Annotated in this window: 24 protein-coding genes and 1 pseudogene; 18 read left to right on the forward strand and 7 right to left on the reverse strand. The window is 46.6% G+C overall.

The genetic code is table 11. The annotated features are described in order from the left end of the window. The first annotated feature begins 339 nt into the window (after nt 1-339). The 13 genes and pseudogenes from NO352_RS01910 (at nt 340) to NO352_RS01965 (ending at nt 7483) form a co-directional block, all read left to right on the forward strand. Nucleotides 340-1176 (forward strand): hypothetical protein, encoded by an 837-nt coding sequence (locus NO352_RS01910; RefSeq protein WP_289354809.1) that lies wholly within the window; start codon nt 340-342, stop codon nt 1174-1176. Between the two features lie 87 nt (nt 1177-1263). Continuing rightward, complete coding sequence (locus NO352_RS01915) at nt 1264-1491, forward strand: helix-turn-helix transcriptional regulator (protein WP_289354810.1); 228 nt, start codon at nt 1264-1266, stop codon at nt 1489-1491. Nucleotides 1492-1548: 57 nt separating this feature from the next. Continuing rightward, nucleotides 1549-1929: a cysteine-rich VLP protein gene (locus NO352_RS24990; RefSeq protein ID WP_353961217.1), complete on the forward strand. Its 381-nt coding sequence runs from the start codon at nt 1549-1551 to the stop codon at nt 1927-1929. A gap of 165 nt (nt 1930-2094) precedes the next feature. Next, complete coding sequence (locus NO352_RS01920) at nt 2095-2310, forward strand: hypothetical protein (protein ID WP_289354811.1); 216 nt, start codon at nt 2095-2097, stop codon at nt 2308-2310. Further along, nucleotides 2307-2519 (forward strand): cold-shock protein, encoded by a 213-nt coding sequence (locus NO352_RS01925; protein ID WP_289354812.1) that lies wholly within the window; start codon nt 2307-2309, stop codon nt 2517-2519. The genes NO352_RS01920 and NO352_RS01925 overlap by 4 nt, the downstream gene beginning before the upstream one ends. 4 nt (nt 2520-2523) lie before the next feature. After that, complete coding sequence (locus tag NO352_RS01930) at nt 2524-2823, forward strand: hypothetical protein (protein WP_289354813.1); 300 nt, start codon at nt 2524-2526, stop codon at nt 2821-2823. Between the two features lie 140 nt (nt 2824-2963). Further along, complete coding sequence (locus NO352_RS01935; protein WP_289354814.1) at nt 2964-3434, forward strand: phage scaffolding protein; 471 nt, start codon at nt 2964-2966, stop codon at nt 3432-3434. Nucleotides 3435-3436: 2 nt separating this feature from the next. Further along, on the forward strand, nt 3437-4531 hold the full coding sequence (locus tag NO352_RS01940; protein ID WP_289354815.1) for an SU10 major capsid protein: 1095 nt from the start codon (nt 3437-3439) through the stop codon (nt 4529-4531). 74 nt (nt 4532-4605) lie between these two features. Next, nucleotides 4606-5919, forward strand: a complete 1314-nt coding sequence (locus NO352_RS01945; protein ID WP_289354816.1) for a hypothetical protein — start codon at nt 4606-4608, stop codon at nt 5917-5919. A gap of 72 nt (nt 5920-5991) precedes the next feature. Beyond that, a complete protein-coding gene (locus tag NO352_RS01950; protein ID WP_289354817.1) occupies nt 5992-6555 on the forward strand; it encodes a stalk domain-containing protein in 564 nt (187 codons plus the stop codon). A gap of 60 nt (nt 6556-6615) precedes the next feature. Continuing rightward, a complete protein-coding gene (locus NO352_RS01955) occupies nt 6616-6801 on the forward strand; it encodes a hypothetical protein (RefSeq protein ID WP_289354818.1) in 186 nt (61 codons plus the stop codon). A gap of 152 nt (nt 6802-6953) precedes the next feature. Next, a pseudogene (locus NO352_RS01960) lies at nt 6954-7052 on the forward strand (iron-sulfur cluster assembly accessory protein); the annotation flags it as partial. Nucleotides 7053-7261: 209 nt separating this feature from the next. Then, the gene (locus NO352_RS01965) at nt 7262-7483 is read left to right on the forward strand and encodes a hypothetical protein (protein WP_163978907.1); all 222 of its coding nucleotides are present in this window, start codon (nt 7262-7264) and stop codon (nt 7481-7483) included. Between the two features lie 139 nt (nt 7484-7622). On the opposite strand, the gene NO352_RS01970 is transcribed toward NO352_RS01965, so the two are convergent. The 4 genes from NO352_RS01970 to NO352_RS01985 form a co-directional block, all read right to left on the reverse strand. Then, nucleotides 7623-8021, reverse strand: coding sequence for a DUF2871 domain-containing protein (locus NO352_RS01970; RefSeq protein WP_005551073.1), 399 nt, complete (start codon nt 8019-8021; stop codon nt 7623-7625). A gap of 93 nt (nt 8022-8114) precedes the next feature. Next, a complete protein-coding gene (locus NO352_RS01975) occupies nt 8115-9527 on the reverse strand; it encodes a sensor histidine kinase (protein ID WP_289354819.1) in 1413 nt (470 codons plus the stop codon). Next, the gene (locus NO352_RS01980) at nt 9524-10204 is read right to left on the reverse strand and encodes a response regulator transcription factor (protein ID WP_005551071.1); all 681 of its coding nucleotides are present in this window, start codon (nt 10202-10204) and stop codon (nt 9524-9526) included. The genes NO352_RS01975 and NO352_RS01980 overlap by 4 nt, the downstream gene beginning before the upstream one ends. A 155-nt stretch (nt 10205-10359) precedes the next feature. Beyond that, a complete protein-coding gene (locus NO352_RS01985) occupies nt 10360-10566 on the reverse strand; it encodes a hypothetical protein (RefSeq protein ID WP_289354820.1) in 207 nt (68 codons plus the stop codon). 196 nt (nt 10567-10762) lie between these two features. Here NO352_RS01985 and NO352_RS01990 point away from each other — a divergent pair, with 196 nt between their 5' ends. Further along, nucleotides 10763-11425: a YheC/YheD family protein gene (locus NO352_RS01990; protein WP_005551068.1), complete on the forward strand. Its 663-nt coding sequence runs from the start codon at nt 10763-10765 to the stop codon at nt 11423-11425. 280 nt (nt 11426-11705) lie between these two features. Further along, complete coding sequence (gene sda, locus NO352_RS01995; RefSeq protein ID WP_028533731.1) at nt 11706-11855, forward strand: sporulation histidine kinase inhibitor Sda; 150 nt, start codon at nt 11706-11708, stop codon at nt 11853-11855. A 20-nt stretch (nt 11856-11875) separates the two neighbouring features. Here sda and NO352_RS02000 read toward each other — a convergent pair whose 3' ends face one another. Continuing rightward, on the reverse strand, nt 11876-12127 hold the full coding sequence (locus tag NO352_RS02000) for a hypothetical protein (protein ID WP_005551067.1): 252 nt from the start codon (nt 12125-12127) through the stop codon (nt 11876-11878). Between the two features lie 63 nt (nt 12128-12190). Further along, nucleotides 12191-13201, reverse strand: a complete 1011-nt coding sequence (locus NO352_RS02005; protein ID WP_268594138.1) for an NAD(P)/FAD-dependent oxidoreductase — start codon at nt 13199-13201, stop codon at nt 12191-12193. 518 nt (nt 13202-13719) lie between these two features. Here NO352_RS02005 and NO352_RS02010 point away from each other — a divergent pair. Continuing rightward, complete coding sequence (locus tag NO352_RS02010; protein WP_171417570.1) at nt 13720-14916, forward strand: NAD(P)/FAD-dependent oxidoreductase; 1197 nt, start codon at nt 13720-13722, stop codon at nt 14914-14916. A gap of 430 nt (nt 14917-15346) precedes the next feature. Here NO352_RS02010 and hemQ read toward each other — a convergent pair whose 3' ends face one another. Continuing rightward, nucleotides 15347-16099: a hydrogen peroxide-dependent heme synthase gene (gene hemQ / locus NO352_RS02015; RefSeq protein WP_005551058.1), complete on the reverse strand. Its 753-nt coding sequence runs from the start codon at nt 16097-16099 to the stop codon at nt 15347-15349. Between the two features lie 247 nt (nt 16100-16346). Here hemQ and NO352_RS02020 point away from each other — a divergent pair, with 247 nt between their 5' ends. Both NO352_RS02020 and abc-f read left to right on the forward strand, forming a co-directional pair. Continuing rightward, a complete protein-coding gene (locus NO352_RS02020) occupies nt 16347-16643 on the forward strand; it encodes a YuiB family protein (RefSeq protein WP_163978897.1) in 297 nt (98 codons plus the stop codon). A 479-nt stretch (nt 16644-17122) separates the two neighbouring features. After that, a complete protein-coding gene (gene abc-f, locus NO352_RS02025; protein ID WP_268620013.1) occupies nt 17123-18862 on the forward strand; it encodes a ribosomal protection-like ABC-F family protein in 1740 nt (579 codons plus the stop codon). Nucleotides 18863-18894: the final 32 nt, after the last annotated feature.

Here is an 18894-nt window from a genome sequence, read left to right on the forward strand (position 1 = left end):
CCTGGGCATACGATGCATAGTATGTCCTGCGCCTACTGTAAAAAGAGAAAGTAGTAAAAGAGAAAGTAGTAAAAGAGAAACAAAACATTACGCATCGGATATGAAGATCACATATCCTCGCGGACAAGAAAAGATAAAAGATAACGCTCGGTATAGAAATACACTATACCTCGCGTGCGCACTTTATACAAAGAATAGATCATAGATGAAAAGAAGCGCGAGGAAGGATATGAGGAACTAGGAGTATATGTGAGTATATCTAGTCGCGGATTCAGTGGAGTAATACAAGAAGTAATAGTAACAATGGTATCCGAGCCGCAAATTTTAGGAGGGGATCAGTTGTCACTCAAATCTGACATCACTAAACGAGTCGCGGAATTTGTTATCGAAAACAAGCACGTAGCACGCGACGAGCGTCCCGAACTCGTTCGCATCTTGACCGAGGAAATCGTCCTACAGATAGTTGAAGCCGGAGGGGATCGCGATAGATTGGGCGTATGGGAAATGCGGCATCCCGACTTATTGAAGAAGAAAGGAGCGCGGATGTATTCGATAGCTGACGTACTAGCCGACTACATAATGGATATCGACCAAGTGGACGAGCACTACGCCGAGTATCCGGTATACAATGCGGAAAAGGAATATCGGGACAACAAAGAACGAGAGAAAACGGAGGTTTCGCTAATCCTCGATAAAGAATCGGAAGGGAACGATGGGGGTGAGTGGCCTACGAAGAAAGCAAAGGGAATTATATCGGAAAACTCGATTACCCGCGACAATTCAATCGAAGACGTTTTGTTCGATGATTCTTCGATGTCAGTCGAGGAACTGGCGGCCAATCTGACACAGATAAAGAAACGGCCGGACGCATTTATCCGGAGATATGCCGACGGAAGCGCCTGGAATCGTACCAACGACAGCAAGCGCCGGACTCCGATTAACGTCCGTCATGCAATTGAACGAATCGAGTTACGAAGAGTGCGAAAGTGTGTCGTTTGTGGCAACGGATTTTATTCTCATAGCAAACAACCGGGACGACAAAACGCATGTGACGTGATGAATCATCCCAAAAATAAAAAGATGTCAGTTTGCCAACATACTCGCGATAGGATGTTATCTAGGGAAAGAAACAGACGAACAAACGATCGTGTAATCGAACTTAATTCCAGTATGTAGTATAAGCCCTTAATACGCCGAGCATGGCTTTTTATTTAGGGGCTACGTAGAGAAATACGGAAATCAATTACAAAGGAGGTTAATGGGATGGATGGGAATGCGGTTCTAGCTATCCGACTGCATGAAGGATTATCACAAAGAGAGTTTGCGGAGAAAATCGGCATTAGCCCGAAAACATTATCCGCAATTGAAACGGGAAAACGACCTGTTACGCGTCACACGAGAACGCGAATCGCGCTACATTACGATGTGACTGGTGATGAAGTTCAAGAGGCTATCCGCCGTGCTAAGATGTCCGAACGACTATACTCTTAGCATTTTCTTTTTTAATCTATAAGAAAAACGGTCATTATTATCCAATAATACATTATCATGCGAGGTCATTATTTGTCAACTATTAAACGGATTCAAAAGCTCGCCCACGAACAGTGCGCAAACTTCACCGAGCCTAATCGGTGTCTTCTCGAATTAGACAACGAACTAACTTGCCGGTTCTTCCGCGAGTGCAGAAAACCAGACGATATTCGATGCCGCTACTTTGAGGAGAGCGTCCTTCCTGCGGAGCCGTTATTGGAATCGCGTTATTGGGGAAGTAGTGCATCGATTCAATCGGACAATTGCGTTCGATGCAAGTGCCCATTTGTCCGCAAGTCTAACCGTCAGAAGTATTGCACTACCTGCCGGGACGAGGTTAGACGAGGACAGGTTCGCGAGGCTGTGAGAGCAGTTAGAGGTGAGAAATGGACGAGATGAGAGAGCGCGTGTGTATGCGGTGCGACTTTATCGACACTGACCGTACGTGCGCATTAATGCAGGCGTTACATACCGAATCCGATCCGCGCTGCAAGTATTGGCGCGAGGAAGTGGAACGTTGTAGGTATTTCGAACTTTACGTTACGGATATGAGGAGGCGGTCAGATGCGCGGACGAAAAGCGGACGACGGTCTACGCGTCACGTTTTGCGTACCAGGGCGGAATGATCCGGAGCATAAGTTCATTACGGCGCGCGTCATTTATGCGTACGGATGCGTACGGTTCTTCACATTCGGCAGGGATATTAATTTACGATACACGCGGCGATATGTCATACCATCGTTATTAAATCGCAAAGAGAAGGGGACGAGGGAGAAATGAAGACAAAGGGAACGGTTAAGTGGTTCAGCGTCAAAAAGGGCTACGGTTTTGTTACTGGTGAAGACGGACAAGATGCCTTTGTTCATTGGTCAAACATCAAAATGGACGGGTTCAAAGCCCTAAATGATGGTGTCAGCGTAGAATACCGTCTCGAACCTAGTGATAAAGGAATGATCGCGAAAGACATTTCCTTAGTCGAGGAGGCGTAATTCGATGGCAAAGAAGCCTAGGACGGTATACGTGAAGCATAGTTCGTTCGTAGAAGGCGGCAAACGTTACGAGAGAGTCGATGTGTTTAAGCCAAACAACGTCATTACACCGTTCCATACGTTTGATCGCGACTCGCCAGAGTCATACTTAAATGATTTTGATGCCGCTATCGAATCGTTAATGTGGATCGGAAATTATGCGTCCGCAAATCTACAAAAATGGAAAGCGGATGATTTGAAACTTTCATCAAGCGTAGAGGGTGCCGCCGAACTGATTACCGGACTACTTGAAATTAGTAAGTGATTCGTGTCGCGTTAAAGGAGGTGGTACCGGTGCGTTGGAAATCGCGGAGGGAGCTTGCTCCTTCTGTAAAAAGATATATCAAGGCGGGCGGATACAATCGGCTCAAGAATTTTAAATTTCGATGGAAGAAGGGGATGTAATTGTCACAAGAGCAACAATCTACGCTGGAAACAGGTGGACAAGAGGAAATGAAAACTTTTACGCAAGAAGACGTAAGCGCGCTGCAAGCCCAATGGAGTCAAGAGCGCGAACAATTGGAGAGAGCCCTAAATGAAGCGAAGGTCGAGACTCGTACGCAGAGGTTTCATTATGAATTTATGGCGACGGCTAAAGAACGCGGATATTCAGATCCGGCCAAGTTACTAGGCTTAATTAATTTATCCTCGTTAGATGTTGATGACGACGGTCGCGTTACCGGTTTGGATAGTGTATTTGATGCGCTTTCCTCCGTGAAGCAAAAACCTAAGACAATCGGCGATCCTATTGATGTAGGTAGAAAGCGCGAGCCGCAACAATCGGAGCTTGAAGAAGCCGCGGAAAAAGCACGGAGCGGCAACCCTAGCGACATGGCGGCTTATACAAAATTAAAAAGACTATTTGGAGGTAAATAATTATGACAATGGTATATTCCCCGGACTTAGTTGGCAAAAAAGAAAGCGTAGTTGATGAGATTCTTCTATTAAACCCGTACCAGACGCCAATGCTTAATCTGCTCGGATTCTCAAATCCGGTCATTTCAACGACACATACGTGGTACGAAGACGAAATGTTTGCGACGAAATCGAAAGTGACGGCGGCGGTTTCTGACGTTACTGCGGCGGAAATTAAGGTCGCAGAAACAGAACCTTTCCGTGACGGTGCAATCGTTCGCGTTAACGAAGAGCATATGCTAGTTAACAAAGTGGACGAGGCAACCAAGACGTTGACGGTTGTTCGCGGATACGGCGGTTCTTCAGCCGCAGCCATTACGAAGGACAGCGAGATCGAGTTCCTGTTCGTGCGTGGCGAAGAAGGCGCGGATGCTCGCGATCCTCGATACAAGCCACGTAAGAAAGTGGAGAACATGACGCAAATCTTCGACGACAGCGTCAAGGTTACGGGAACGGCGGAAGCAATCGCACAATACGGCGTTCAAAGCGAGTATGAATATGAAAAAGCAAAGAAGCAACTCGAACTCGCATTGCAACTCGAAAAAGCGATTATCAACGGCTTGCGCTTCGACGACGGACACCACCGTCAAATGCGCGGAATCCGCAGCTTTATCCAATCCAACATTACGGACGCGAAAGGGCAACCGATCAGCGTTGATATGATTAACGGGGTTTCCCAAAAAATCTACAACACTGGCGGATTCTCAAGCGGTGGTCAATACGCACTGGTCGTACCGGCTACTCAAAAGCTGGCGATTAGCAATTTGCAAAACGACAAGATTCGCATTGTCCAATCCGAAACGCGTCGCGGGCAGAAGGTCGACCACATCGTAAATGATTTCGGCATGTTCCCGATTGTCATGAACGATAACCTTAAGCCGGACGAGTTACTCATGATTGACACGAATCGCGTGATGATTAGACCGCTGAACGGCCGCGATTTCCATCATAAGCTACTTGGTATCACAGGCGATAAGACACAAGGAATGCTCGTTGGTGAGTATACGTTGGAGTTCCGACAAGAAAAAGCACACGCAAGAATCAACGGCTTGAAATAATACGATTCATAACTACATAGGGCGTCCCAGAGTCGGGGCGCTCTTTTCTTTTTATCGAAAGGGGAGTCGGTGGAGTGAGTTTGTGTGTTTCTTTATTCAACGAGGGGAATATTCATGTTTGGGCGGATAGTCGCGTCAGCACCGAAATCGACGGGAAGAGCTATCTCGTGACTGATGAATTTCAAAAGATCCGACAAATCGGCGATAAGGTAATTTTCATTAGCGGGGATGCGGAGTTGGGCGTACAAGTATTCGATGCTATCAAACCGGACAACTCCATCGAATTGATTCGCGATATTGCTCGGGGGTATTACAAAGAATACTTCAAGGCCAATAAAGATAACCAGGCAGCCCAAGAAGGGCATGGCATAGAATTGGGGCTGTACATCTTTACTCTCGAATCAGATGTTCCAGCATTCTATCAGATGCATTACGGGAACGACTTCGAGATTGATCGTCAAGAACCGGAGGATAAACAAATCTTCACTGTCGCTGCACATTCAACCGAGGCACTTGCATTCATCGGTAAGCAACTGAATGGAGACGGTGCTATTGATATCGACAAAGTTGTCGCGAGTACCTACGAACATTTAGCGGATGAGTGCGTAGGCGGATATTTACACGCATTTCTTATCAGCAAACGTGGAATATTCTCGGCTGTGAGCAGGATCCACGAAAAGAGGACTTATCCAAAGTGGAGAGGCCGCCCGTTCCGGTTCCACCTCGACATGAAAGGTAATTTACTCGCGAACAGTCTGACCGCGAATTGGGCGAAGATAAACAGCTCGGATTTTAGCGGCGGTAAAATCGTTGGTTCATCAATCAACGTTGGAAATGGCATGTTTACGGTTGATACCGCTGGGAATATGTACGCGGGGAACGGGAGATTCCGAGGGGAGATCGACGGCACAACGTTCACTGGCGGACTCGTCCGAACAGCCGCCAGCGGTCGCCGAATCGAATTAGATCAACGTGGATTCCGTGCGGTGGACTCGTCCGGAGCTTCGCGGATATCGATTCAGACGGACAGTGATCAAGGTATCGCGGGTATCGGATTTAACGATTCCGGCGGCGGTTGGCAAGGGCAAATACTCGCGACGTCCAGTGATCTTATCATGAACGCGAAAAACGGCATCTCTATCAACAGTGGTATAGCGCCCACCGTTTTTGAATCGAATGTCCAATTCAGCCGTGGCATTAACATGTCCAACATTATAGGATTACAATCAGAGCTGAACAATCTTAATACACAGATTCGGGGAAAGGCCGACATTGATCACACACATTCGGAGTATGGTGTATCGCTTGCGTTTGATCCAGGGACACGCAACTTGAAATTATACAATCGAAATGGGTCAGTCCTGGCGACCGTCAATATTCCGAAGTAAGGAAAATAAATCCACAAACTGCTTGCTTTTCTTGGTATAATTTTCGAAACACTAAGTAAAGGGGCGGTTGTAGTGAAAAAAGGAATCATTGTTACTATTGCGGTATCGTTATTACTTGCGGGATCGGTTGCGGGTGCGGCCGGTTCCTCTCTGATTGGAAAGAAGGTCGCGAAAGAGGTACAAATCGAGGTTGACGGTAAGAAGACGAAGAGTCCAGCGGTCATAATTGACGGTGTTACATATGCACCTGTTCGCGAAGTAGGCGAGATAACGGGATTTGCAGTTACATATAAGGGCGGTGTTGTACGTATGAACTCAACCAATGATACACAAGAGGCGGCGAAGGTAAGTGAGCCGACCACTGAGAGTGTAGGAAAAATAGATAACTTGTTAGCTGGAAAGCGAAAAGAGATTCAGATTAACGAGGAGGACATTAAAAAAAGAGAGGCAGCGATTGAAAAGTCCATAAAGTCATATGAAACCTTCGAGATATACAAAGGACTCAAATATGAAGATAGTGACGCATATAAAGGGGATTTAAAATATATCGAAGATTTAAAGGGTAAAAACGAAACGCTTACGAAGGAAATCGCAGAACTCGAACGCCAAAAAGCGGAGCTATCCGCAAATAAATAATACACGAACAGGCTCGCGGCATATGTCGCGGGCTTTTCTATTTACGAGAGGGGAAACGATTTGGAACCAGTGCCGATGTTGAAATGCTTGATCGATTTAACGAAGCCGGTTGACGAGATCGTCGCGGTGATAAACGCAGTAATGGAAGCCCATCCGAACAGCAAGGCTGATATTCTCGGCTCGCTTGACGAGATCATCGGTCAGGCGTACGCGCAGGCACTTGCGGGAGAAGAGGAAATGATTTGAAATTCGTGAATCATTCGGGTAGAATAGTGGCAGCGACATCTGCCGGACAAGAGGCAGAACATTAACAGTAGTAAACGCAATTAGTCACCCTCGAAAATGTCTCGAAACGTTGATCTAGCGCGGTTTTTGCCTATCGACAGCTATTCGACTAATTCACGATCGACAACCCGAACGCGGTAGCGACATGCGGCTGCGGCTCCAGCTTCCGTACTGCTACAGATGCGGGAAAAGCAGAGAAGTGTGACGACTAGTCGAGTACTTGAACTATAATTATAGAATTGAATCGCACAGCTTGATTCGATGATCGTGATTCAGCTGATACAGAAGACCTCTCATTACGGTAGATCGTCCTCCCGTAAGAGAGGTCTTTTTTATTGCGTTTCTTACCACAAATCCTAATATTTCTAAACATACTGCAAATTATTTCAGCGAACCTTATAACGAGTAGGAGGTGATACCTATGAATGAACATCATGATGCCCACCAAGTACAGCAATCCACTCATGTGGATCGTACGACGCTGGTGTCCTATAGAGCGTATTGCTCAGAATGTCCGGGAGGATGGCAAGGAACCTGCTACAGTTCCCGTCAAGAATCAACAAGAGACGCGCAAAATCACAACAACACGTACCATGCAGGGACGACAGGGGCAACTGTCATTGAAAGCTCTGGCAGCTGCTAATGCAGCAATTGTAATTGTATCGTCGTGCAGTTGAAATCAAAGTTGGACAAATCAGTCGTCTGTCTCAATCAAAGAAGGCTGCCCTTACTCCTGATGGGGGAGCCGGTGCAGCCTTCCGCTATGCTCGGTATGTGTAAAGCTATTCCTTAATTTTTTTACCCAGCAAGATCATGAACCAAATAATGCTTGCTCCCAATACAGCGTGTCCGAGGCCTGCCATATGGCTCAAGCCCTTCATATCTGTTCCATTTACTTGCAGAAGACCGCGCACCGTCATTGCGGCAATTGTAATAAGCAGGCCGATATTGTATACATAGTACCAGCCTTTGAATGAACGAACCTCATGTACACGGAATTGCTTCGCGAGCAGGGTAGCCAGCAGGAAGAACAGAAAGCCCAAGACGAGAATATGAGTATGCAGCGGTTTTAGCGCTGTGTAATCCATGAATTCGTTTACTTTCGTGAACTCTCGGTAAAAGATACCCGATATAAGGCCAAGAATGGCATAAAAGAATGAAGTGTAATACAGTTTTTTCACAGTAAACTCTCTCCTTTGTAGTGTCATTCGCATGGATGATAGGAGTGTACCGCAGTTGTATGAACCCAATATGAACAGAACATGACAACGAGGTCATGTTCTGTGTTTGTCTGAGGCAGCTAATCGGACGGTGAAGGTCGTGCCTTTTCCTGATTCGCTTAATGCACTAATCGTCCCGTTATGCAACTCAATAATTCGTTTGACGATCGCTAAACCAAGACCTGTGCCTAGTTGTGCTTGTCCTGGCTCCACATGTTCGTTGTATTTGTAAAATCGCTCGAAAATGTGCGGAAGTACGTCTTGAGGAATTCCTCTCCCCGTATCAGATACAACTATGATAATGTCTTCTCCCTGTTGATGGCATCGTACCGTAATTGTTCCTTGCGGCGCAGTGAATTTAATCGCATTCGTCAGCAGATTCGTCCATGCTTGATGAAGCAATCCAGCATCTCCTATCCATATCACCTGATCGAGTTGGAGATTCAGCTCCATGTCCTTTATGCCCCATTGCGGCTCCAGCAGTATAATGACCTCGCGCAGCTGCTCATCCAGCCGGATAGGCGCCTGCTTCATCATCTCCTTACCTCGTTCCAGCGAGGCGAGAGTCAGTAGCTGCCGGCTAATGCCGGATAAGCGCCGTGATTCCTCTGCAATGATATGCAAATAGCGTCGTTCCTGCTCTGGCGGCAGTGGATGATCCATCAACTGTTGGGCTAGACCTTGTATGGAGGTCAATGGAGATTGAATTTCATGGGATACGTTCGCTACAAACTGCTTCTGTACAGAATCGAGCTGACCGAGTGCGCCAGCCATTACCGTGAACCGCCTTGCAAGCTCCCCGATTTCGTCATTGCGATGAAGATCCAGTTTCACCTCATAGTTGCCTTTCTCCAGTTCCATCGTAGCGCGAGTTAGCCGTTGAAGCGGCTTGACCAGATAGCGTGTCTTCACAGATATGAGCACCAAACTAATGACGAAGGTAGAAATGAGCAGCACGGCAATAAGGACGCGAACTTCTTCAGTCTGCTGCACCATGTCGGGACGGATGAACAAGGCATGACGTTCTCCATTAATGACAAGTGGTATGCCATGGCTGAGCGCAAGTCGGTTCTCGAATATAGCGGGAACGAACAGGCTGCTCCATTCACCCTGCTTAAGCATGCCGAGGTACGTATTGCCTGTAAGCACACTATCAATATCTTTAGAGGCAATATCTGCGTGCTTAAAAGGTCTGCCGAATGTTTTCACATGGTGTTCCGGATCAACAAGATACAATTGATACCCTAGCTCAGCTAGGTTCGAAAGGGCCTCATCCGTCGAATGGGTACCAGCCGACAGCATACTGTTCATGTGGGACAGTGCTTGGCCAACCTTCTCCATCTTCTGCTCATAATGGCTCGAGATCGCCTGATTATGTGCAATATTCGCGAGAAAAACGCCGCACACGAAGCTGATAAAGACGATAACGGCGGAAAAGAATACAATTCGAGTATAGAGTGTTTTCAAGGCTCATGAACCTCCAATTTGTAGCCAAGACCTCGAATCGTCGTGATGCGAAAATCGCTCGAATCTTCAGGGAAGCGCTCACGTAGACGCTTAATATGTACGTCTATGGTTCTGCTATCTCCCTCGTAGTCGGCACCCCATATCCAAGCAAGCAGTTGTTCTCTAGTAAAGATGCGCCCCGGATAGGAAGAAAGCTGAGCCAACAGCTCAAACTCCTTGCGTGGGAGTGTATGCTCTGCACCGGATGTGGTTATCGTATAGCTTTGACGATCTATAGTCGTTGCACCAATACGTATGAGGCTGTCAGAGACAATTTGATACCGACGAAGCAGCGCCTTCATGCGGAATAACAGTTCCTTCGGTTCAAATGGCTTCACCAAATAATCATCGGTGCCGGCTGCAAATCCTTGCTCTTTGTCTTCAAGCTCCCCCAGCGCGGTCAGCATCATAACCGGAATATCATATTGCTGGCGAATTTCGGCACATAAGGTCCATCCGTCCTTTAGCGGCATCATCACATCCACGATTGCAATATGTATGGTTTCCTGCTCCAGGATACGTGCTGCAGCTTGCCCATCACTTGCGTCGAAGACGTGATACTGTTCCGATTCCAGCACAAGGCGCAGCATTGTTACAATATTCGGATCATCATCTGCAACGAGTACATGAATGATCAAAGGGATTCCTCCATTCAGATAGGAACGGCTTAAGCGGCTCAATGCAGGGTGAAGCACAAAAATCCTTGAGTCAGCGCATAGCGCGCAGCTCAAGGATTTTGCCCCGTTGTCCGTCATGCGGGAGACGATCAAGCTTTTTGATCAGGACATGACCATCATAAGAACGTCTTGTTGATCATGATGGAGATCAAATAGAAGCAAAATACGGAGAACAGCCAGCATGCTGCACCAAGCACCCGTCTATGCTTTCTCCAAAATTGAAAGCCGATCGCAAGTATTCCGACATTGGCAAGCACAAGCACGACAGACATGGATACGATCGCTATCCAGTACAACGCTTCATATACAGCTGTAGTTGACATGACGGTCGCTCCCATCCTTTATATCCATCCATTATTATCCCTTATACGATACCATCCCAGTCTTGAAAATGACAAGCATTAAGCGTCCATATTGATCCAGTTCAATGAAATAAGGCGTGTGCCTTGGACAATCATACAAGAATCGTGAGCTTCTCTTGAGTATGTATAAGTATTGAAGACGAAAGGGGAGACACGAATGGAAGGTAGACAGCTAGCTAACAAGTGGTTGAAGACTGCGGCATTATTATCAGATCCGCGCATCGCAGGGCATATTCCAGCAACGCGCATTTATAATACGTCCAATCTTCACCAAATGTTGAACAAATACGGTTATGTCGTCGTCAAGCCTGTCGTTGGTACTGGTGGTTCGGGAGTAATAAAAGTAACGAAAAGTGGATCGACCTATCGCTATACGTACCGCTCAAATACGCGCAGCTTCGACGAGTTCGACGCCATGGTGCGATCATTGTCAGGTGTGAAAAAAAAGCGCGCCAACCTGATACAGCGGGGAATTGATCTTGCTACAATTGGCGGAAGACCGATTGATTATCGAGTAAAGGTAGTGAAGAAGAACGGCAAATGGGGATTTCGTGCAATGGTTGGACGATTAGCGAAAAGAGGATTGTTCGTGACGAACTTGTGCAAGGGAGGCACGATGCTTACCGCAGCCCAAGGCATTACTCAATCGCTTCCTGGACAAAGCGTTAGCGCTAAAAAGAGTAAAATGAAACACCTGACAAGAGTATCCACAGCCATTTTAGAGAAGAAATACCCTGGAATCGGACAGTTGGGCTTCGATTATGGGATAGACCGTTCGGGACATATTTGGATTTTTGAGGTAAACACGAGACCGCAGTAACCACAATCACTGGGTATAGATTCCAGAAGTGTAAATTTGATAGATAACATTTAATAGATATCATGATGTGATTAAACTTTTTTATTAATGAACAGGCCAAAAAGATGTGAATAACCATATCCACATCATCCCCACTGCTAGACAACGATTTTTGACGTTTATCAACATATTACTCACATTTTTTCCACAGTTGCCTGTGGATATTGGAACGCTTGTTCTGCTTTCTAAAGCCGTGATATGATGAACCCGGCAGGAAAGTTTAGGAAAGGTTGTGATGCAGATGGCTTTGCTTTCCGATGAACTGCTTATTGATTCTTATGAGCAGGCAATCAGGCTCCGATTGGATGAAGAATTCATCGCGCTGCTGCTTGAGGAAATGAAAAGGCGCTGCCTTTGTCCGACCCTCTTCCGAATACCGGTATGCACATAGATGACCGGCATGCCGAGACTTTACTCCCAAGCCAAGCCGTTCACATAGTTAGTTGCATGACAGTGCTCACAATAGATTATATGCAGGCACTGCATCGACACAGAACCATCATGAAGCATGATTTCATGAGATGTGGAATCGTCTGGCTGATACGGGGCGTAAGGTCCAACATAATCTTCCAGTTTGCCGCTGTCAGTGGCTGGGTTCAAACAGTTCGGACATATGATTTCTGTACTGATAATGCCGTTGCATAGTGGACAAACATGAAACAAGGGTATCCTCCTCCGTTATATAAAGATGTTGGAGATAGGATACCCTTTTTTTCGTTTATTTAGTTACATTTTCATGCTGCTGCTGTGACCAGGAGACAGCTTGGCTGTTGGATCGATATATACTTTAGCGTTATTGATTGCGGTTGGCGCTTCACCAAAGCCGACTGCGATCAGTTTCAGCTTACCAGGATAAGTCGTAATGTCACCGGCAGCGAACAAGCCTGGAATGTTTGTTTCCATGCGGGAATCGACAACGATGGAGCCGCCTTCGATGTTAAGCCCCCATTCGGAAATCGGACCGAGCGAGGATACGAAGCCGAAGTTGACGATTACTGCATCTACATCAATATCGAATGCTTCCTTCGATTTGGTGTCAGCCAGTGTTACGCGCTCAATACGGCCTGCATCTCCATGCAGCGCGGTAATTTCTGTTGGCGTAATGACTTTAACCTTAGAGTTCATCAACTGCTCCACACTATGTTCATGCGCACGGAATTTGTCGCGGCGATGAATGAGTGTAACTTGCTCTGCGATAGGCTCCAGCATAAGTGCCCAATCGACAGCAGAGTCGCCGCCACCGCTGATTAGCACGCGCTGGCCCTTGAACTGCTGCAGGTCGCTTACGAAGTAGTGCAGGTTCGATTTCTCGTATTGTGCTGCTTCTGGAAGCTCCAGACGACGAGGTTCGAATGCACCTACGCCTGCTGTAATGATAACTGATTTTGCATGATGAACGCTTTTGTCTGTAGTAACGGCAAATAGACGCTCTCCAAGCTTTTCTACACCAAGAACCTTCTCTTCCAAGCGAACATCTGGATTGAAATGCTCCATCTGCTTTTTCAAGGAATTAACAAGTTCCTGCGCTGTTACTTTCGGGAATCCGGCAACGTCATAGATGTATTTTTCCGGATATAATGCTGCTAATTGGCCTCCGAGCTGAGGCATGCTTTCAATAAGGCGAACGGAAGCTTGTCGCATTCCGCCGTAGAACGCGGCGAACATACCGGCAGGCCCGCCACCAATAATTAAAATATCTACTACATCATCTGGTTGCGATGCAAGTTGTGAATTCAAGGCAGAGCACCTCCAATGGCGATGTCTGACCATGTGATCATGGTCATTGTGTATTTAGGCACATCTATCATTATAAACGGAGCTCGACAAGAAGGAAACCGTACTTTGCCTAAGGAAGTCGATATAAATGTGAAAATTATCAAAATTAACCGCTTTCATTGATTGTTCTACAAAAAAGGTGCTTGTAATTTATTTGGAAACTCGATATCATTGCAGTTGAATTGTATGTAAATTGTCGACAATTTGTCGATGTTGGGCATAATGCGATGTGCAAGTGATTATGGTTCTATTGTTTGGTTTACTTTCATTCATTTGGATCATAATAAAAGTGATTACCGATTGCTATGATGTTTTACTGTCTAGATAACGTTTAAGGTTTTTTGTGGGGTTTTTCACAACTTCGTTGGATTGAGGATATACGCGGGTTTCTAGAACAAAGGTATTCATAATTAAAGTTGTAACATGTTATAACCAACCAACACAAAATGATTGACCTGATTGGAAGGAGCTAATGAAAGATGAGTAACATTCCTAAAATCGTAATCCTAGGCGCGGGTTACGGTGGCATTATGGCAGCGCAACGTCTTCAAAAAGAACTAAACTATAATGAGGCAGACGTAACGTTAGTTAGCAAACATGACTATCATTACTTTACAACTCATTTGCATATGCCAGCTGCTGGTACGGATTCCTACGAGAATGCTCGGGTGTCCATCTCGAAGCTGATCGATGAATTCAAAATTGATTTTGTGAAGTCTACGGTGAAGGAAATTCGTATTCAAGATAAGAAAGTCATTCTTGAAGACGGAACTTTGTCTTATGATTATTTGGTTATTGGTGTCGGTGGAGAGCCAGAAACATTTGGTATTCCGGGTCTTGCTGAGTATGCGTTTAGCATTCGCAGCATTAATTCTGTTCGCGTTATCCGTGAGCATATCGAACATCAATTTGCTCTATATAAGCAAGATGAGACTCATCCTGAGCGTCTGAACTTTGTTGTAGGTGGTGCAGGCTTCACAGGTATTGAGTTTATCGGTGAATTGTCCGATCGCATTCCGATGCTGTGCAAACAGTTCGATGTTGATCCAAAATTGGTCAATATTTATAACGTCGAAGCAGCACCAACAGCACTTCCAGGCTTCGATCCTGAGCTTGTTGAGTATGCAATGGATGTATTGAAGAAAAAAGGCGTTACGTTCAAGCTGGCAACAGCGATTAAAGAATGCACACCTGAAGGTGTAGTACTTGCAACAGGCGAAGAAATTAAATCTTCTACTGTTGTATGGACAGGTGGTATTCGCGGTAACCGCTTAATTGAGCAAGCAGGCTTCGAGGCAATGCGCGGCCGCGTGAAGGTTGACGAATTCTTGAGAGCGCCAGGCCATGATAACATCTTTATTATTGGAGACAATTCGCTCATGATTAACCCGGCAATTGATCGTCCATATCCGCCTACAGCGCAAATGGCGATGCAGCAAGGTCCGGTATGTGCAAGCAACATCGTTGCTTCGATCCGCAACCAGCCGCTGAAGAAGTTCGAGTTCCACAACAAAGGGACTGTTGCTTCCTTGGGTAAAGGCGAAGCGATTGGCGTAGTGGGCAAGAAGAAGCTGAAAGGCTTCTGGGCTGCTCAATTGAAAAAAGTAATCGATATCCGCTGGTTGTTCATCATTGGCGGAGTTTCCCTTGCTCTTCGTAAAGGGAAGTTTTTCTAAGCCGAAGCATTATGTTGTACAAGTCATTCTGTTGATGGCTTTGTACGAATACGATTGTTATAAATTTGGGAGGCCGTCTTCGCACGAATGTGCGAGGATGGCTTTTTTTGCTTTAACAGCAGAGACAGCGGTATGCAATCAATTGAAAACTGAATCAGCCGTTGTGCAAGAAGAAGCTGATTGGCGCGTAACGCGGGCCGCTTGCGGTCGAACCGTAAGGAGATTTGGTGGAGGGATCCGCCTTGATCCCTGCCTCCTTGCTCACTTTCCCGAGCTAACCATTGCCGAAGGTTAGGGCATGTATGCATAGGGGCTGATGGAATTAAATGTACATGATTTTGATAAAGAGGAAAGCAAAAAAACCGGGTTGCCCGCATAGGCTTCCCGGTTTGTCGCTCTTGAGTATGATGGTAGCCGTGAATGCATGAAGCTACAGCTTCATCATGTCATTCAGCTTATCCATAGTGAGGTGGTTCCCTACATAGAAGGAGCCGAATTCGCCGAAGCGCGCGCTGACTTCATCGAAGCGCATTTCATAAATCAGCTTTTTGAATTGAAGCGGGTCATCGCTGAATAGCGTAACGCCCCATTCCCAATCGTCCAAACCTACGGAGCCTGTAATGATTTGCTTCACTTTACCCGCATAGCCTCGACCAATCATGCCATGGCTGCGCATCATATTGCGGCGCTCTTCCATGGACAGCATGTACCAGTTATCGGACAAGTCGCGCTTCTTATTCATTGGATAGAAGCAGATGTGCTTGCTCTGCGGCAAGGTTGGCTTAAGACGCGCAATAATTTCCGGATTCTCCATCGGATCCTCGGTTGATCCTGGCTTCGTCATATAATTGCTCAGTTCTACGATGCTGACATAGGAATACGTTGGTGTCGTAAATTGAGCGAAAGACGTTTTATTCAGCGCATTTTCAAGCGCATTAAGCTCTTCGAGTGTTTCACGAAGGTGGAAAATGACAAAGTCGGCTTTTTGGCCTACGATGCTGTATACGACAGTGCTGCCCTTCTTGTCTGCTTCCGTTTCGGACCATTCCGACCATAACGTTTGCAATTCCTCAAGCGCATGCGCACGCTCTTCATCGTCCGCCTTTTTCCATTGAGCCCAGTTGATCGTGCGGAAATCATGGAGTGCATACCAACCGTCGAGCGTTAAAGCTGCTTCATTCATATCGCGTTATCCTCCGTTATCGTAAAAGATTGTGTACCACAACCACTATTGTGAAAATCGCCATTCTAAAGCCATTGTAGCTATAATTTGCATCGCATTCAACTAAGAGGTGATAAATGTCACTGAATGTTCGTTGATTTTTAGCCCAGGTGCAAGTACACTAAGACTGATCAGTAATTAGCGAAATATGGATATTTTATTGGATAATTATAGATTGGATGAAGAAAAGCAGGAGGCGGTTTGCAACATGTTAGGCTGGATAATGGTCATCATTTTAATGGTGCTTTTTTTTGTGATGATGTTCGGCATTGGCTTTATTCTGAACATGCTGATGAAGACAACGTGGTTCCCAATCGGCGTATATTTAGTCGTTTTGCTGCCGGCAATGGTTATCATGCTGTGGAAGCAGGATGCATCGGTTATGGACAATTTGACGGGCATCGGCTTGCAGGGATATTTAACGGCGATAGCTGGACTTGCAGGGGCATTTATTAGCGGAAAGACAATTCATTTTTTACGCAAGAGTGGATATCAGATGTTTTAATGAAAATTGTACTTGATAAATTTGAGCTAATTGGCATACAATGATACAGAACGCATCGGGACTTTTCGATGCATAGATTTTATTCGAATGAAAGGGCAAGGTATCTACTGCGATGTTGAACTAATCTGATCTGATAGAAGTCATTTTGACAGCTTTATATTTCAAAATGTACGTTCAGAGAGGATAGGTCTGCCCATTTTCGCAGATTGATATCGGCCGTTATATTTGATAGCTTGCATGATTCATCACTTATTTTGTAATGGAATAACGCAACGGTATTGCACTTGTCCCCACTGCCTCAGTTTCAACATTGGATGAGGAGAATCGGGGAGAGACGAATCGTTGCTTAGAACGGATTGCTGTGGCATACGTTTAGAGACACGTGCGTAACATACGTGTTCAATTCCATGACATAAGCGAAGTGCAAGCTTGCAGCCGCATGCACACTATCCTCTCTGGGTTACCAGGGAGGTTTTTTTATGACTAACAAATATACAGCACAATCAAAGAATAAATCGGGCCAAATCGTGTTAGAGGCCCATCAATTGGCAGCCTATGTAGCCGATCGCCGCTTATTCCGCACAGACAGTTCTCTTCGCATTTATGCAGGGGATCGTATCGGACTTATTGGCGTCAACGGAGTCGGGAAGACGACATTGCAGCGCATATTGGCTGGCATGGTAGAGCCGGATGAAGGAACCGTAGTATGTAATGTGGTAACGTCTTTCGTACCGCAGTTGGATGATGTGCGGGAGGAAGAAGCAGAGGAAGTGATATTAAGCGGCGGGGAGCGCACGAAACGCCGATTGAATGAGGCCATGAACGCAGGGGCAGGACTGCTGATGCTCGATGAACCGACAAGCCATTTGGATGTGGAAGGAATGGAGTGGCTGGAAGATCGGATGATCGAATACTCCAGAACGGGCGCGCTATTGTTCATTTCACATGACCGAACGCTGCTCAATCATGTAGCAACGAGAATCTGGGAAGTGGAGAACGAACAGATTCATGTCTTTACCGGCGGGTATGAGGACTATCGCAGGGAAAAGGAACGGCTGCGGCTGGAACATCAACGCTCGTATGACAATTATGTCGCAGAAAGAGGCCGCTTGCAGGAAGCGATTGTAGAGAAGAAGGAGCATGCAAGTAAGGTCAGCAGGCCTAAGAAGGGATTGACCAGTAAGGAAATGAGGCTTGCGCGTCCACACTTCAATCGGAAGAAGGCAAAGGTAGAGAAGACGGTTAAGGCGATAGAGAAGCGTCTTGATCAGTTGGAGATTGTGGAGAAGCCATTTGAGCAGGTGCAGGTATTATTCAATGCGGAATGCCATGCTCCGATTCGCAGCAAGCAGGCTGTGGAGGTTCAAGGGCTTGCACTGCGTGCAGGCGACCGTGAATTGGTGGGCAGCAGTTCCTTCAGCATTCGGCCGAATATGCGTGTCGCCTTAGTCGGTTCGAATGGAGCAGGGAAGACAACCTTACTCCGCCGATTGGTGGAGGTATATGAGCTGAGAACTGCAGGAGAGCGTGATGTGACGGTGGAGGGAGGACGGATTCGCTTCTCCCCAAGCGCTCGAATGGCGTATTTCGATCAGAAGCTGTATGCCTTGGATCTACAGGCCAGTGTACTGGACAATGTATTGAAGTCGAGCGCCTATGATCAGACGATGGTGCGGACGGTATTGGCGCGGCTTAGGCTGCGACGGGATGAGGCATTGAAGCCGGTATGGCAGTTGAGTGGGGGCGAGAAGGTGAAGACTCAGCTCGCCAAGCTGTTCATGAGCGAAGCGAATATGCTGCTCCTCGATGAGCCGACGAATTACTTGGATATCGACACGCGCGAGGAACTGGAGCGTGTGCTGCTGGAGTATCCAGGTACGATCCTGTTCGCGACGCATGATCGCATGCTGCTGGATCGAACGGCTACACATACCATTGTGTTCCGAGACGGCGAACTGGAATGGATGACAATTGAAGCATTTCGCGAGCGTCAGCGACCTCGACCTGTTGAGAGAGGCGTTACTTCAGATTTTGTACCAGCACAGGAAGTGCAGAAAATTGAACAGTCGTCCTCATCGATGTCGGCTGAGGAGCGATTGAAGCTGGATCTGGAATGGGCGGATTTGATGGGGCGTTTGTCTGCCCCGCGCAAGGGAGACCATATCGAGGAACTGGAGCGGCAATATGCGGAACTGCTTAAGCGGCGCAAGCAGCTATGAGCAATGAGCAAGTGATACGAAAGCGGATCAAA

Source organism: Paenibacillus sp. S-12 (assembly GCF_030363895.1).
Taxonomy (GTDB): Bacteria; Bacillota; Bacilli; order Paenibacillales; family Paenibacillaceae; genus Paenibacillus_B; species Paenibacillus_B alvei.

What these genes read in the sequence shown, in the direction of transcription:
- hemQ (WP_005551058.1), bottom strand. Translation starts at nt 16,099, where the DNA reads ATGAATGAAGCAGCTTTAACGCTCGACGGTTGGTATGCACTCCATGAT.
- NO352_RS01930 (WP_289354813.1), top strand. Translation starts at nt 2,524, where the DNA reads ATGGCAAAGAAGCCTAGGACGGTATACGTGAAGCATAGTTCGTTCGTA.
- NO352_RS02010 (WP_171417570.1), top strand. Translation starts at nt 13,720, where the DNA reads ATGAGTAACATTCCTAAAATCGTAATCCTAGGCGCGGGTTACGGTGGC.
- NO352_RS02020 (WP_163978897.1), top strand. Translation starts at nt 16,347, where the DNA reads ATGTTAGGCTGGATAATGGTCATCATTTTAATGGTGCTTTTTTTTGTG.
- NO352_RS01965 (WP_163978907.1), top strand. Translation starts at nt 7,262, where the DNA reads ATGAATGAACATCATGATGCCCACCAAGTACAGCAATCCACTCATGTG.
- NO352_RS01920 (WP_289354811.1), top strand. Translation starts at nt 2,095, where the DNA reads ATGCGCGGACGAAAAGCGGACGACGGTCTACGCGTCACGTTTTGCGTA.
- NO352_RS01915 (WP_289354810.1), top strand. Translation starts at nt 1,264, where the DNA reads ATGGATGGGAATGCGGTTCTAGCTATCCGACTGCATGAAGGATTATCA.
- NO352_RS01990 (WP_005551068.1), top strand. Translation starts at nt 10,763, where the DNA reads ATGGAAGGTAGACAGCTAGCTAACAAGTGGTTGAAGACTGCGGCATTA.
- NO352_RS01940 (WP_289354815.1), top strand. Translation starts at nt 3,437, where the DNA reads ATGACAATGGTATATTCCCCGGACTTAGTTGGCAAAAAAGAAAGCGTA.
- NO352_RS24990 (WP_353961217.1), top strand. Translation starts at nt 1,549, where the DNA reads ATGCGAGGTCATTATTTGTCAACTATTAAACGGATTCAAAAGCTCGCC.
- sda (WP_028533731.1), top strand. Translation starts at nt 11,706, where the DNA reads ATGGCTTTGCTTTCCGATGAACTGCTTATTGATTCTTATGAGCAGGCA.
- abc-f (WP_268620013.1), top strand. Translation starts at nt 17,123, where the DNA reads ATGACTAACAAATATACAGCACAATCAAAGAATAAATCGGGCCAAATC.
- NO352_RS01925 (WP_289354812.1), top strand. Translation starts at nt 2,307, where the DNA reads ATGAAGACAAAGGGAACGGTTAAGTGGTTCAGCGTCAAAAAGGGCTAC.
- NO352_RS01985 (WP_289354820.1), bottom strand. Translation starts at nt 10,566, where the DNA reads ATGTCAACTACAGCTGTATATGAAGCGTTGTACTGGATAGCGATCGTA.